Source organism: Streptomyces sp. H27-H1 (assembly GCF_026627445.1).
Classification (GTDB): Bacteria; Actinomycetota; Actinomycetes; order Streptomycetales; family Streptomycetaceae; genus Streptomyces.
The window spans coordinates 1-13980 of sequence record NZ_JAPNLJ010000033.1 but is presented as its reverse complement, the minus strand read 5'-3'; the positions used below and the strand labels follow the sequence as shown (position 1 = coordinate 13980).

Here is a 13980-nt window from a genome sequence, read left to right as displayed (position 1 = left end):
TCCTCCGGGCGGGCGGATCAGCGGGGTGGGGTCAGGGCCTTGCCGTGTACACGACTCCGGGCAGGTTCTGCGCGGCGGCGCCCCACACCTGGTCCCGGAGGGAGGTGTCGAGGCCGAGCGTGTAGAGCAGGTACGTGGTGGTCACCGCGCGGGTGAGGCGTTGCTGTTCGGCGCGGGTGACCGAGCCGCTGTCGCAGCCGAAGTCGCCGCTGTCTGTGAAGCCGCAATGGAATCCGCCGGTGATGACGCGCAACTGCGTCGGGGCGGGCTTCGCGTTGTACATCTTGCGTTGGTGGCCGTCGACTCCTGCGACGGTGTCCTTGCTGCCGCCGACGTACTGGGCCGGGATGGTGAGGGCGGCGGAGGCCGTGACCGCGGAGGGGTTGGTCTCGGCGGCGGCGAGCGTGCTGACGGATTTGACTGCCGGGTTGCGGGATGCGGCGAGCAGGGCCGCGCCGCCGCCCATGGAGTGGCCGGACAGGGCGTAGCGGCTGGTGTCGACGGCGCCCGCGAAGCGGGATCCGGTGGTGGAGTTCTGGGTGGTCAGCCAGGTCAGGCCGGCGTTGAGGTCGTCGGCGAATCCGCTGTGGCTGGGTGAGATGCCACCCTGGGACTTGGGGGTGACCGTGATGAGGCCCCACGAGGCGTAGTGGCGCAGGGTGCTCTCGTACTTGGAGATGTCCTGGAAGAAGCCGTGTCCGAAGGCGAGGCCGGGGTGGAGGCCTTGGGCGACGGGGGCGTTGGCGCCGGCGGTCGTGCCGGGATACCAGACGCGGGCGCTGTAGGAACGGCCGGAGGCGGAGACGGTGAGGTCGGCGTAGGCGACGGGGTAAGCCCCCGGCGCGGCGGGGTCGGCCGCGATGGCGGGGGCGGCGGGGACCGCCAGGGCGGTGGGGGCGGTCAGGGTGGCGGCGACGGCCAGCATGATGGCTGGGACGGCGCGCATGAGACTGCGCAACACGGAAGTGCCCTCCTATGGGGGTATCGGAGAGGGAAACGCTGTACGACAGTTCAGCATGCTGACACGTACACGCCAATAGCCGAGACGTTTCTTTCAGTGAAACGTCGTTCACTCTGGCGGAACAACTCGCCAGCTGTCGCTGGGCTGCGCCATCAGCCGCCTCATGCCAACGAGCAGTCCGGCCAGCATGAACGCTTCGCCAAGGTTTCCCAGCGGCGGCGCCGCGAAGGCGGCGGCCGAGGCAGCGAACACGGCGAGAGCGCCAAGCGCTATCCAAGGTGTTCCCCGGCTCACCCACGCGGCGATGCCGATCAGCAGGAGCACCACGATTGCGAGGACGGCCGCAACAGGGAATCCGTCGGGATCGGCGTCCGCATAGCGCAGGGTGTCGGCCCAGCTGCGGGGCCGCAGATCCAGGCCCGGCAGGGTAGTGGCCGCGCCGAGCACGGCCAGAGCGCCGGCGGTGGCCCAAGCCACGCCGAGGGCGGCGCGGCCGGCCCGCAGGGCGAGGGCGGCGCAGGGCAGCACGAGGGGTGTGCCCAACACGTGGATGATGAAGCGGCCGGCGCTCAAACTCTCCAGCAGCCGACCCTCGCCCAGCATGGCGCCGGCGGCCACGACGGCGGAATCGTAGGCCAGGGCATAGCCGAGGACACCGGTGAGCCGGCCGGCCGCACCAGTGCGCCAGGCGGCCGCGGCGAGGCATATCTGGAACGCTGCGAGCAGCGCGAGACCGGCCGAGATCACCGGTCCGCCGCCCCGCGCCGGTACAAGGTCTCGACCAGGTCGGCGTACCGGCCGGTGACGGCGGCCCGCCGGACCTTCAGCGTCACGGTGAGCTCCGGTCCACCGGGCGCCCACTCGTCGGCGATCACCTCGTGGACGCGGATCCGCTCGGCTCGCGAAAGGCGTGCGTTGGCGTCGGCGACAGCCCCGGCGAACGCGGCGGCGAGTTCGGCGCCGTGGGTGTCCCAGGGCGCCGCCGTTGCGATGCCCGTTCGCCTGGCCCAAGCGGTGACTGCCTCCCGGTCGGGGACCAGGAGGGCGACGTTGTAGGGTCGGCCGTCGCCGATGACGACGGCGTGGGCGATCAGGGGCGTGGATTCCCTCAGGACCCCTTCGATGCGGGCGGGGGCCATGTTCTGGCCTCCGGTATTGATGATGAGGTCCTTCTTCCGGTCGATGATCCGGATGTCTCCTTGGGCGTCGACGGCGGCGAGGTCACCGGTGTGCAGCCAGCCTGCCGCGTCGATGGTCCGCGCGGTGAGCTCCGACTCACCGCGGTATCCGCGCATCAGGAAGGGCGCCCGTACGAGGAGTTCGCCGTCGTCGGCGATCCTGATCTCCGCGCCGGGGACCGGCCGGCCCACAGTGCCGGGCCGCGGCATTCCGGGCGGGGCGATCAGGGCGATACCGCTGAGCTCGGACATTCCCCAGGCGTCGGTGAGCGGCAGCCCGAGGGCGTGAAAGAACTCCTGGAGACCTTCAGGTGCGGGCGCGGCCCCCGTGATACAGACCCGGGCTCGGTCAAGACCGACGCGGCGACGCAGTTCGGCGAGGACGGCGTCGGCCCCGTCGAGTTCCTTGCGCTCGGCCTGGGTGAGGACGCCCTTCCACCGGCGGGGGGCGTGGCGCCGTCCGGTGGCGAGGGCCTCCTCGGCGAGGGCGCGGAGCCCGGGGTCGGCTTCGGCGAGGGCCCCTTCCAGCGTGGTGCGCATGCGCTGCCAGACGGAGGGGACGGCTCCGAAGAGCGTCGGCCGCACGAGGGCGAGCGCCTCGGACAGCCGGGTGATGTCATCCAGGCAGGTCAGACGGGTTCCGCAGAGGAGGTTGGTGTAATGGGAGCCCCACCGGTCGGCGATGTGGGCCGCGGGCAGGAAGGAGATGTGGCTGTCCTGGTCGGTGACCTTCAACACCTGCTGGCTGCCCGAGAGTTGGCTCAGCATGGCGCGGTGGGTGATTTCGACGGCCTTGGGGCGGCCTGTGGTGCCCGAGGTGTGGATCAGGGTCACGAGATCGTCGGGCCCCACGCAGTCCAAGGCGGCAGCGAGTTCGAAGGGGCGGGGGGCCCTCGCCTCGGCTTCCTCGAGGGTGAGGACGCCCTCCTCCGGTGTTTGATCAACCTGGTCCACGGTCACGAGGTACCGGACTGAGGTTCCGGCTGCGGCGGCGTGGAGTACCGGCAGGAAGCGGCGTTCGGTGACGACCAGCCGGGCCGCGGTGTTGGCGAGCAGGTCGTGTATCTGATCGGCGGGCAGGCTGTTGTAGAGGGAGAACGGGACAGCACCCAGGTGCAGGGCGGCGCAGTCGGCCACGTGGAACTCGGGCCGGTTGGTGAGCATCAGGGCAACCGGCTCGCCCCGGCGGACACCGAGGTGGCGCAGCGCTGCGGCGACGGAGGCCACGCGTTCTGCGTACTGGGCCCAGGTCAGCGCGGTGCCCGCGAGAGCGAGGAGGGCGGGTTCCTGTGGCCGGGCGGCAACGGTCCGCTGGAAGGCCTCGCAGAGGGTGGCTGGCGGATCGGGCGTGGGTGTCATACGGGCTCCTCGGGAAGGGCGCCGGGCCGCCGCGCGGCTGCGGCGGCCCGGCGGGGAGGCGGCTCAGACGGTGCGGGCGGACGGGGTCGGGGCGGGGCTGCCGAAGGTGAGGGTGAAGTCGTGCAGGGTGAGGCTGAGCAGCGGTGGGCGGTCTGCCGGGAGCCGCAGGGGGCTGCCTGGCGGGATCTGCCAGGTCGCGCGGGCCAGGCCTACGGTGCTGCGGCTGCGCACGGGGCTGGTCTTGAGGTGTCCGTCCAGGAGCTGGGTGACGCGGTAGGCCACCGGCCACCGCCCCGGGAGGCTGGTCAGGGAGCGGAAGGACGCGGTGCACAGCGCCGTGGATCCGGTGCGGGCAGAGGCGTCAAAGCTCTTGTCCCGGCTGACGTCGAATGCGGCCAGCTCTTTCGGGATCCCCCACAGTTCGCGTCCTCCGGCCATCGACGGGGGGCTGTCCACCCAGATGTCGGTGATGGTGACCCGCGGCCGCAGGCCGTCGCGGACCAGGACCGCCGAGAGGACCTCGTTGTAGCGCAGGACGCTGTCGTTCTCGTAGAGGACCCAGGCGGCGCCCATCAGGGCCCGGCCGGCGAGGGTGAGGGGCCGCACTCCCGGCGGCAGGGGCGGCAGGGCGCGGCGCGGTACGGGCCATAGGGAGAGGTACATCTGCCCGGCGAGGTGCCAGGGTTCAGGCGGGTACGTCGGCATCGGTGTCCTGCCCTTCGGGCGGTCGGGGGCCCAGGCGCAGTGCGGCGGGAGCGTGCGCGGGGACGGCGGGGTGGCGCGGCGGGACGGGGTCCACCCGGCGGTAGCGTGCGCCGGGCCGGGGGCGGGGGTCGGCGTCGCCGTGGTTGGGCCACAGGGCTGTGGCCCGTTCGGCGAGGGCGGTGATGGTGAGGGAGGGGTTCACACCGAGGTTGGCCGAGATGGTGGAGCCGTCGATGATGTGCAGCCCGGGGTGTCCGTGGACGCGGTGGTAGGGGTCGACGACCCCGTGCTCGGCGTCGGCGGCGATGGTGCAGCCGCCGATGAGGTGGCCGGTGGCGGGTATGTCGAGCAGGTCGCCCCAGGTCCCGCAGGCCAGTGCGTCGTTTTGCCGGGCAGCGGTGCGGGCCAGGCGGTGGCCGGCCGGGATCCAGGTGGGGTTGGGCGCGCCTTCGCCGGGCCGGCTGGTCAGGCGGGGCCCGAGCAGGCCGCGGCGGAGGTGGGTGGTGAGGGAGTTGTCCACGGATTGCATGACCAGCAGGACCACCGACTGGGTGGCCCAGCGGCGGGGGCGGTGCAGGGCGGGCAGGCTGCGGGCGTTCGCGGCCATCGCGGCGAGACCGGCCATGAGCCGGGGGCGGCCGGGGACCGGGTCGGTCAGCGTCGCGCCCAGCAGGGCGAGGAGGTTGCTGCCGGGGCCGTAGCGGACGGGCTCCACGTGGGTGTCGTCGTCCAGCTGCACGGAGGAGGTGATGGCCACGCCGTGGGTGAAGTCTGCGTCGGGGTCCTTGGAGCGCACGGCCAAGATGGCCTCGGAGTTCGTCCGGGTCAGGTGGCCCAGGCGCGGGGAGAGGCGGGGCAGCGCGCCGTCGGCGCGTAGCCGGTGCAGCAGGCGCTGGGTGCCGAGGGCTCCGGCGGCGAAGACGACGTGCCGTGCGGTGGTGGTGCGGGGGTCGCGGCGCAGGGCGCGTCCGGTGCGTACGGAGGTGATTGTCCAGCCGGGGTGCGCGCCGGTTCCGGCGCCGTTCGGGCGGCAGTCGGTGACGGTGCGTTCGGGGATGACGGTCGCGCCGGCGGCTTCGGCAAGGCCGAGGTAGTTCTTGGGCAGGGTGTTCTTGGCGTTGTGGCGGCAGCCCGTCATGCAGGCCCCGCAGTGCAAGCAGGCACTGCGGTCAGGCCCGGCGCCGCCGAAGTACGGGTCGGGGACGGTCGTTCCGGGTGCGGTTCCGGGCGGCCCGAAGTGAACGCCCACGGGGGTGGGGCGAAAGGTGTCTTCGCGTCCCATAGCCCGCGCAGCGTCCTTCAGTACGCGGTCGGAGGGGGTGACGCGGGGGTTCGGGGTGACACCGAGCATGCGGCGGGCCTGGTCGTAGTACGGGGCGAGTTCGGTGCGCCAGTCGGTGATGGACGCCCAGCGGGTTCCCTCGTAGAACGGCGGCGGCGGGTCGTAGAGGGTGTTGGCGTAGCCGAGGGAGCCGCCTCCGACACCCGCTCCGGTGAGCACCAGGACCCTGCCCAGCAAGGTCATACGGAGGATGCCTCGACAGCCGAGGCGTGGGGCGAAGAGGTAGTCGCGCACGCGCCACGAGGTACGGGGGAAGTCGTCGTCCGCGAAGCGGCGGCCGGCCTCCAGGACGGCGACGCGGTAGCCCTTCTCGGCCAGGCGCAGGGCTGTGACGCTCCCGCCGAATCCGGAGCCGATGACGAGCACGTCGACGTCGTCGGGCGGGGCGGCGGGCGGTGGACCATTTCTGGGTGAAGCGGCTTTCGGTGGTGAAGAGGTGGGCATCACGGCTCCCGCATGCGACCGACCCGGGGCGGTCACATGGTGGCCGAGGGCACGCGTCCACCGTGTGACCGGGCGGTCACGTGACCGCCCGGTCATAGTGGGCGACCGGGCAATCCCTGTCAATGAGTCCGACGACTCCCGCACAGCGGGGCAACTGCCGCCAACTCGGCACCCAGTCAGCCTCGTTGACAACACCTCATCACCGGACGAACCTTGTGACCACCCGGTCACGTGACCGGGTGGTCACAAGGGAGGTCCGCATGGAACGTGTCTGCGTCATCGGAGCCGGCTCCTCCGGCATCGCCGCCTGCCAGGTGCTCGCCGAACGCGGCATCGCCTACGACTGCTACGAGAGCGGGTCGCAGGTCGGCGGCAACTGGCGCTACCTGAACGACAACGGCATGTCCTCCGCCTACCGCTCGCTCCACATCAACACCTCCCGCCAGGTGATGGAGTACGCGTGCTTCCCCATGTCGAAGAATTACCCGGTCTACCCGAGCCACTTCGACATCGCCCGCTACTTCGACGCTTTCGTCGACCACTTCGACCTGCGCCCCTCGATCGCCTTCCGCACCGATGTGACCGGTGTAGCAAAGTCCTCCGGCGGCAGCTGGGAGGTCACCGCCCGCCGGCGGGACGACGGAGCCGTGACCGCCGGGATCTACGACGCGGTCCTCGTCGCCAACGGACACCACTGGAAACCACGGATGCCGCGCCCGGCACTGCCCGGAGCGGACTCCTTCACAGGCATCCAGACGCACTCCCACTACTACCGCACTCCAGAGCCCTTCGCCGGAGCGCGCGTTCTCGTCCTCGGCATCGGCAACTCGGCGTGCGACATCGCCGTGGAAACCTCCCGCGTCTCCGCCCGCACCCTTCTCACCATGCGCCGTGGCGCGCACATCCTGCCCAAATACCTGTTCGGCTCCCCCACCGACCACCTCACCGGTTCCTGGCTCGCCCGGGCACCCCTGCCCGTGCAAGCCCGCGGCCTGGCCGCCCTCCTGCGGCTCAGCCGCGGCAGGCTCTCCGCCTACGGCCTGCCCGAACCGCGCCACGGCGTGCTCGGAGCCCACCCCACCATCTCCGACGACCTGCTCTCACGCCTCGGGCACGGCGACATCACCGTGACGCCGATGATCAGCGCACTCGACGGGGGAAGCGCCCTCTTCGAGGACGGCCACAGGGAGGAGATCGACGCGGTGATCTACTGCACGGGGTACGACATCGCCTTCCCCTTCCTCCCGAAGGACCTGATCGACCCCGCCGGCAACGCGGTGAGCCTCTACCGCCGCGTCGCCGCACCCGATCACCCGGGCCTGTACTTCATCGGCCTGGTCCAGCCGCTCGGCGCGATCATGCCGCTGGCGGAGGCACAGTCCCACTGGGTCGCCGACCTCCTCCAAGGACGCTGCGCCCTGCCTGCGCAGGGCGCCATGCACCGTGAGATCGCCACGTATCGCAGGCAGACGGCACGGCGCTACGTCGCCTCTACCCGCCACACCATCCAGGTCGACGCCCTGAGCTACCTCAAAGAGCTTCGGCGCGAGCGGGTCCGCACGGCCGCCTCCCGGCCCCTGACGGCGCCGACGCCGGGTGTCAGTTGACGGCACGACGACCTTCTTCAGCCTTGCGAAACACAGCTTCACAGAACGAAACGCACGTGACCCGATTGCCGCCACGTCAGCAGTGCCGCCCTGTCGACCCGCTCCTTGGACCTGCGGCTGCCCCGCAAGCGCGGACATGCGGCCTCCTATTCCTCCCGGCACAACACCGCGTCGGCGGCGCCACCCAGGCCGAAGGGGGGCGGGTTTCCCAACTACGCGCCCGTCGCACCGAGCAGCAGTTCGGCGACGGCCCTGCCGGGGATACCCGGCGGGCGGCCTCACCGCCGGCAACGACCCGCCCGCCGCAGCGCGGGCAGTCCATCGGGGTCGGGCGCCACGATCGGCACCGACAGCACCGGACGCCTTGACGACATCCCCCACCCCGGACTGGAGAGCCCGAAATGACCAATGCCGTCGGCCCCCGAGCCGTCTTCGGTGTCATCGTGCCGAGCACCAACACCGTCGTCGAGCATGACTATTGGGGAGCGCGAATCCCCGGTGTCACCTACCGCGCCGGGTCGATGCACATCGCGCACCCCTCGATGGACAGCGACCACGACTTCCAAGCCCTGCTGGCCCAGATCAGAACCTCGCTCGACGCGGCCGTCCGTGATGTCCTGACAGCCGAGCCGGACCGAATGGTGATGGGGATGTCAGCGGAGACGTTCTGGGGCGGTGTCGCAGGAAACGCCGCCTTCGAACAGCGGCTCCGCGAACGGACGGGGCTGCCGGTCACCACCGGCGCGAGCTCCTGCCGCGCAGCACTGCATGCGCTCGGATGCCAACGCATCGCCGTCTTCTCTCCCTACCAGCCCGTCGCCGACCGCGAGGTGAAGCGATTCTTCACCGAAGCCGGATTCGACGTATCGGCCGTCTCCGGGCTGCGCTGCCCGAGCGCCATGGACATTGCCCGGGTCGGGCCGCCCCGCATCCGGGAGATGGTCCTCGAACTCGACGACCCCTCCGTCGAAGCGATCGTCCAGGTCGGAACGAACCTCTCCTTCGTCTCCCAAGCCGACGCCCTCGAATCCGAACTCGGCAAACCGGTCGTCGCCATCAACACGGCCACGCTGTGGCACGCCCTGCGCGAGCACGGCCTCGACGACCGCATCACAGGCGTCGGCCGCCTACTCAGGGAGTACTGAGGGAGCCACCGCGGGGGCGCCGTTCGAGGGCGGGCACGCCGTGGAAAATGATCACAGCCACATTCACGTCCCAGTGCGGTTTGTCGACGCGCGTGGAAGCTGTCAGTGACTGTCTGACCTGCCCGGCATAGCGTGCCGGGGAATGGTCAGACGAGTCCCGACCGGCGGGCGACCTCCTCGTAGCTCTTCATCCGGGCACTGTCACGTTATCTGGGGCGTGATCGTCTGATGGCGCGGAGAGGCGCCGGCGGTCTGTTGTTCAGGGTGTCGCGGGCAGGCCAGCGGTGCCGGTGATGTGGTTCCAGATGGTGAACCTGATGATCATTTCGAAGCGGTGGCGGCCGGCGGTCATGAGATGCCGGCGGGTCGGAAGTGGGGTGAGATCCCGTTGAACGCAGACAGGAACCGTTGCGCTCCGCCGGGGGAACGGAAGCCTTTCATCACGCGTTCGCGTTGCCTTGTGGGCTGGTGGGAGTTCTCCGCCCGGTTGTTCAACCCCTTGTGGGAGCGGTGCTCCACGGACGGCATCACCTCCCGGTGGGCGGCGCCGCAGGAGCGGATCTTGTCGGTGACGACCACCCGTGGCACCGACCCGGTCACCTTGAGGAGGCGGCGGAAGAAACGCCTGGCAGTGGCTTTGTCCCGCCGGTTCTGTACGAGGATGCCGAGGACGTTGCCGTCCTGGTCGACGGCCCGCCACAAGCACTCCTGCTCCCCGTTGATCTTGATGAACACCTCGTCCAGGCGCCACTTGTCACCCGGTCGCGGGCGTCGCCGGCGCAGGCCGTTCGCGTAGGCCTGCCCGAACTTGAAGCACCAACGCCGGATCGTCTCGTAAGACACGATGACACCGCGCTCGAGCATCAGCCCCCCGACCTCGCGGCAGCTGAGGGGGAAGCGGAAGCACAGCCACACGCACTGCGAGATGACTTCCACCGGGCAGCGGTGGTTCCGGAACGACGCCACCGCATCCGACACGACCGGCTCCCCTCCCCAGACCAGCCAACCCGAAGAACATCCCACCCCGCCACCGACAACGTGACAGCGCCCACCGACGGCTTCTTTAACAGCCGGCGCATCCAGAAACGGCTCGGCTACCTCAGTCCGGTCGAGTTCGAGAAGAAGCACTACACCGAACAGGCAACGACCGAACGAGCGAACCTGAAACCCGGTCAACCCTCCCTGACCAACTGATCAACACCTCCCGAGCAACGGGGGAACCTCAGCTACCTGGCCGGTCCAGCGGGAGGCCCGGGGGCCGGGAAGCGGGGAGGGGGTGCTTCCGGGCCCCCGGGAAGCCGCCGACCGCCGGGGCGGGTGCATTTGTTCGGCGACATCTGATGTGACGATTCCCCCGCCACCACGTCACGGGCAGGCGCAGGCTGGACGGACCTGGGCTGGCCCGGTTATATCCCGGCATGCGGCAGTCCCCCGTTGCACGGCCGGATGCTGATCGAAGTCAGGAGACCGTTGTGCTGCGGGAGGTACGGAATTCCCACGGGCATCCGCACCCATCGCTCCCGGTACCCGCGGGCGGGGTGGTGAAGGTCAGGCCGGGGTGATGTTCTCCGCCTGGGGGCCCTTCTGGCCCTGGCCGACGTCGAACGTCACGACCTGGCCCTCCTGAAGTTCACGGAAGCCCGAGGAATTGATCGCGGAGTAGTGGGCGAAGACGTCCGGGCCACCACCCTCCTGCTCGATGAAGCCGAAGCCCTTCTCCGCGTTGAACCACTTCACAGTTCCCTTAGCCATGACACATGCCTTCCAGTCAAGTACGCCTCCCACACCATGCGGAAGGCGGAGGTGATCGCCCTGGTTCCTGCGGCACAGCACAGCAAAACGTCCACGCCTACGGCGTGGACTTAGGGAACTTCCGAACCACGACAGCTGACCCAGACGGTACACGCGACAACCCGCTGTCACCAAGGGAAACGGCTTCACGTCACGCCTGGAACCAGGTGCGCGCCGGCCCGCCGAAAACGGCGGGCGCGCCCCAGCTCAAGCCGCGGCCGTCGGATTCGACGATTCAGCAGTACGCCGGTATTCGGCGTTGATGCTCTGGGCTTCCTCGAGCTGGTCCTCGAGGACGATGATCCGGCAGGCCGACTCGATGGGAGTGCCCTGATCGACGAGCTCCCGGGCGCGGGCGGCGATACGCAGCTGGTAACGGGAGTAGCGGCGGTGCCCGCCCTCCGAGCGGAGCGGGGTGATCAGGCGGGATTCGCCGAGGGCGCGCAGGAAGCCCTGGGTGGTGCCGAGCATCTCGGCGGCCCGGCCCATCGTGTAGGCGGGGTAGTCGTCATCGTCGAGACGGCCGAACGAGTCGTCTGCTGTCATTGCACCTCTCTCGCACAAACGCATGGAGGGGCCCGGGTGCACATGGCACCCGGGCCCCGAAGGAACTGCTACACCATCTGCCGGCCCTAGTCCTGCGCCGGCCTTCTGTGTCCGCCGACCCGACTGATACTCCGTCGGGGGTGCGGGGCGACCATGAGGTAATCGACCTCAGTCGGCGAGGGGCACAGGCGGGCCTTGCCCGATTAGGCCGCTGCAGGCGGGGCACAAGCACTGGGCAGGCTGGGCCGCGTGTAGGCGGTCAGAAATCAGGGTGACCGGATGAGCACGATGGGCGCCGACGTCGCAACGGGCCTTCCCACTGCCTCGCCCGCCGACGCACGCGAGAGCACCCGGGACTTCCTCGACCGCCTCGTCCACCCGATCACAACCGAGGCCGCCGACACCGTGATCCTGGTCGTCTCGGAGCTCGTCACCAACGCACTGCGCCACGGCGGAGCGCCTACACGCTGGACCTAACCGCACACCCGGACGGCATCGAGGTCGCCGTCCACGACCCCAGCCCGCACCCGCCGCGCAGGCGCACCCCCGACCTGAACGGCGGCACGGGAGGATTCGGCTGGCCCATGGTCAACCGCCTCGCCCTGGCCACCCACGTCGCCGCCACCCCCGGCGGCGGCAAAACCGTACGCGCCCTCCTCCCCCGGTAAAACCCACCACAGCGCATCCCTCGTCTGGCGGCATTGCCTCAGTGAGCCGGCATCGTTGAAACGGGCGCATCACTCGCGAGGCCATCCCCGAGCCGGTCTCGCCCCCGGCCCTGGCCTCCAACAAGGCCAGGACGATCTCCTTCCTCCACACCGCCTGTGCAGCCCACCTGAACGAGCTCGTGACGCCACGACGGCCGAGCCGGAGACGGTCGTGGCCTCGACACAGACCCAGCCGGCGCAGCAACTCCTCGTCCCTGTCCACCGCCGACAGCCGGAGCTTGCCCAGGGTCACCTCAGGCTTGCCCGCACCGGCGGCGGGAGGCTTACCCGGTTCTCAGGGGGCCTGCCCGAGGCGGAAGCGGGAGCGCCAGCCGCGGGCCTTCTCGGCGGTCTCGGCGGCCTCCTGCTCCAAGCGGTTGCGCCCGCACTACATCCCCCGCCGGACCGCGACCCTCCCTGACGACAGGACTGGAGAAGTGGCCTGGGTCACCGGTCCGGCCCAACGGCCGTAACCGGCTACCTGCCCGTGCTGTTTGAAGGGGCGCACGTGCCGTACTCCCTGCGGCAGGTCCACTTCATTTAGGAGATCTTGATGTCGCGTATCGCAAAGGCCGTAGCGGTCACCGCCTCAACCGCTGCCATCCTCGCCGGCGGCGCCGGCATGGCGGCCGCGGACGCCACAGCCGAGGGCGCTGCCATCGGCTCCCCCGGCGTCCTGTCCGGCAACGTCCTCCAGGTGCCCATCCACATCCCGATCAACTTCTGCGGCAACACCATCAACGTCGTCGGTTTCCTCAACCCGGCCTTCGGCAACACCTGCATCAACGCCAGCGGCGGCGGCAAGGGCGACCACCACAAGGCCGACCACCACGGCGAGTACTGAGCACCACAGGCCCCTGAACTGCCAGCAGCCACAGTGCCGAAGCCAACAGAGCACCTCCTCTGAACCAGCCGCAGGGCACACGCCCTGAGCGCTCCGGCCTCCCCCCACCACCTGGGGAGGCCGGACCGCCACCCGACACGGCGCACAGTCACCACCCCAGAGGTGGGACACTCCCCGCAACATGCCACGCCAGCCCCGGCCGCGTCGCTACCGTCGGCGGGCACACGTACCGCTATGGAAGACGTGACGGGGCCAGACAAGCCCGGCAAACCGCACAAGCAGGACAAGGCCAGCAGGAACCCGCACGACGCCATCCCGCCCGCGGACAGCCACGCACACGGAGACTTCTGTCGGCGCTCACGTAATGGGACAGCGAAGGTCGAAATCGCTCACGCAACACTGCCGTCATCGAGGCAGATGCGCGCAAAGGACGCACCACCGGGGACATCCGCCGAGACAGGGAAAGTGAAGGCCGCGCTCGTGCCGCACACACCGCCGCTGTAGTTGCAGTCCAGGGGAGTGTCATGAATCAGGTGTGGATCTCCTCGAAGGAGTGAGCCTGATGGGTACGACGACTGGTCACCTGATCGAGAGCGTGGACGGCGTGTCGCTTGCCGAGGTCGGCGCGAGCACTGAGGGTGCCGACGTGAAGTCGATGCCGGTGTCGCAGAACGGTCTGTCCAGCGAGCTGCTGGAGGAGCTGGCCGCGCTCGCGGCCGAGAAGGTCCGCGATGGTGAGGGGCTGCGGCTGATGGGCGAGGGCGGGCTGCTGCCCGAGCTGGCCCAGCACCTGATGCAGGCCGCGCTGGAGGCCGAGATGGATGAGCACCTGGCCGCGGAGGCGGGCCGGGCCGGCGGGCGCGGCTCACGCTCGGGCGGCAACACGCGCAACGGCTACCGGAGCAAGAAGGTGATGACGGAGGTCGGCACCGTGATGGTGCAGGTGCCCCGGGACCGGCTGGGCACCTTCCAGCCCCGGATGCTGCCGAAGTACGCCCGCCGGACAGGCGCGCTGGACGATCTGGTGATCTCGCTGACCGCGAAGGGGCTGACCTCCGGGGAGATCGTCTCCCACCTCGCCCAGACGTACGGCATGACCACGACGAAGGAGACCATCTCCACCATTACCGACAAAGCCCTGGAGTCGATGGCGGAATGGCGCACCCGCCCGCTGGACGCGGTCTACCCGGTCGTCTTCATCGACGCCGTGCACGTGAAGGTGAGGGTTCTGTCGACGATCTTGTGATCTGGACGGTTGAGCGGACCACACCGACTGTTCGCGATCATGCATCGCGTGCTCACGTGATGTGTTCCTGGAGCTGTTTCCGTACCTGTCCGCGCTACTGATCGA

General features: G+C 69.9%; 10 protein-coding genes and 3 pseudogenes. 5 read left to right on the top strand and 8 right to left on the bottom strand.

Annotation, left to right across the window (positions count from 1 at the left end):
• Positions 1-31: 31 nt before the first annotated feature.
• From OTB20_RS29030 to OTB20_RS29010, 5 genes are all read right to left on the bottom strand, one after another.
• Positions 32-961, bottom strand: a complete 930-nt coding sequence (locus tag OTB20_RS29030; protein WP_267821945.1) for an alpha/beta hydrolase family protein — start codon at positions 959-961, stop codon at positions 32-34.
• A 108-nt stretch (positions 962-1069) separates the two neighbouring features.
• Positions 1070-1708, bottom strand: a complete 639-nt coding sequence (locus OTB20_RS29025) for a hypothetical protein (RefSeq protein WP_267821944.1) — start codon at positions 1706-1708, stop codon at positions 1070-1072.
• Positions 1705-3498 carry an AMP-dependent synthetase/ligase gene (locus OTB20_RS29020; protein ID WP_267821942.1) on the bottom strand — a complete coding sequence of 598 codons (1794 nt, stop codon included), beginning with the start codon at positions 3496-3498 and terminating at the stop codon, positions 1705-1707. The genes OTB20_RS29025 and OTB20_RS29020 overlap by 4 nt, the downstream gene beginning before the upstream one ends.
• 63 nt (positions 3499-3561) lie before the next feature.
• Positions 3562-4203: an acetoacetate decarboxylase family protein gene (locus OTB20_RS29015; protein ID WP_267821940.1), complete on the bottom strand. Its 642-nt coding sequence runs from the start codon at positions 4201-4203 to the stop codon at positions 3562-3564.
• Positions 4184-5989 (bottom strand): FAD-dependent oxidoreductase, encoded by a 1806-nt coding sequence (locus OTB20_RS29010; protein WP_267821939.1) that lies wholly within the window; start codon positions 5987-5989, stop codon positions 4184-4186. The genes OTB20_RS29015 and OTB20_RS29010 overlap by 20 nt, the downstream gene beginning before the upstream one ends.
• 260 nt (positions 5990-6249) lie before the next feature.
• Here OTB20_RS29010 and OTB20_RS29005 point away from each other — a divergent pair, with 260 nt between their 5' ends.
• Both OTB20_RS29005 and OTB20_RS29000 read left to right on the top strand, forming a co-directional pair.
• Complete coding sequence (locus OTB20_RS29005; RefSeq protein ID WP_267821938.1) at positions 6250-7596, top strand: NAD(P)-binding domain-containing protein; 1347 nt, start codon at positions 6250-6252, stop codon at positions 7594-7596.
• Between the two features lie 401 nt (positions 7597-7997).
• Positions 7998-8741, top strand: a complete 744-nt coding sequence (locus OTB20_RS29000) for a hypothetical protein (protein ID WP_267821936.1) — start codon at positions 7998-8000, stop codon at positions 8739-8741.
• 259 nt (positions 8742-9000) lie between these two features.
• Here the strand turns inward: OTB20_RS29000 and OTB20_RS28995 are convergent.
• The 3 genes and pseudogenes from OTB20_RS28995 to OTB20_RS28985 form a co-directional block, all read right to left on the bottom strand.
• Positions 9001-9719 (bottom strand): annotated as a pseudogene (locus tag OTB20_RS28995) (IS6 family transposase).
• 570 nt (positions 9720-10289) lie between these two features.
• Positions 10290-10493 (bottom strand): cold-shock protein, encoded by a 204-nt coding sequence (locus OTB20_RS28990; RefSeq protein ID WP_267821934.1) that lies wholly within the window; start codon positions 10491-10493, stop codon positions 10290-10292.
• 246 nt (positions 10494-10739) lie between these two features.
• Positions 10740-11078: a MerR family transcriptional regulator gene (locus tag OTB20_RS28985; RefSeq protein ID WP_267821933.1), complete on the bottom strand. Its 339-nt coding sequence runs from the start codon at positions 11076-11078 to the stop codon at positions 10740-10742.
• A gap of 279 nt (positions 11079-11357) precedes the next feature.
• Between OTB20_RS28985 and OTB20_RS28980 the strand changes: the two are divergent.
• From OTB20_RS28980 to OTB20_RS28970, 3 genes and pseudogenes are all read left to right on the top strand, one after another.
• Positions 11358-11746, top strand: a pseudogene (locus OTB20_RS28980) (ATP-binding protein).
• 592 nt (positions 11747-12338) lie between these two features.
• Entirely contained in the window at positions 12339-12629 is a 291-nt protein-coding gene (locus tag OTB20_RS28975) for a chaplin (protein WP_267821931.1), read from the top strand.
• Between the two features lie 655 nt (positions 12630-13284).
• Positions 13285-13854 (top strand): annotated as a pseudogene (locus OTB20_RS28970) (transposase); the annotation flags it as partial.
• Between the last annotated feature and the right edge of the window lie 126 nt (positions 13855-13980).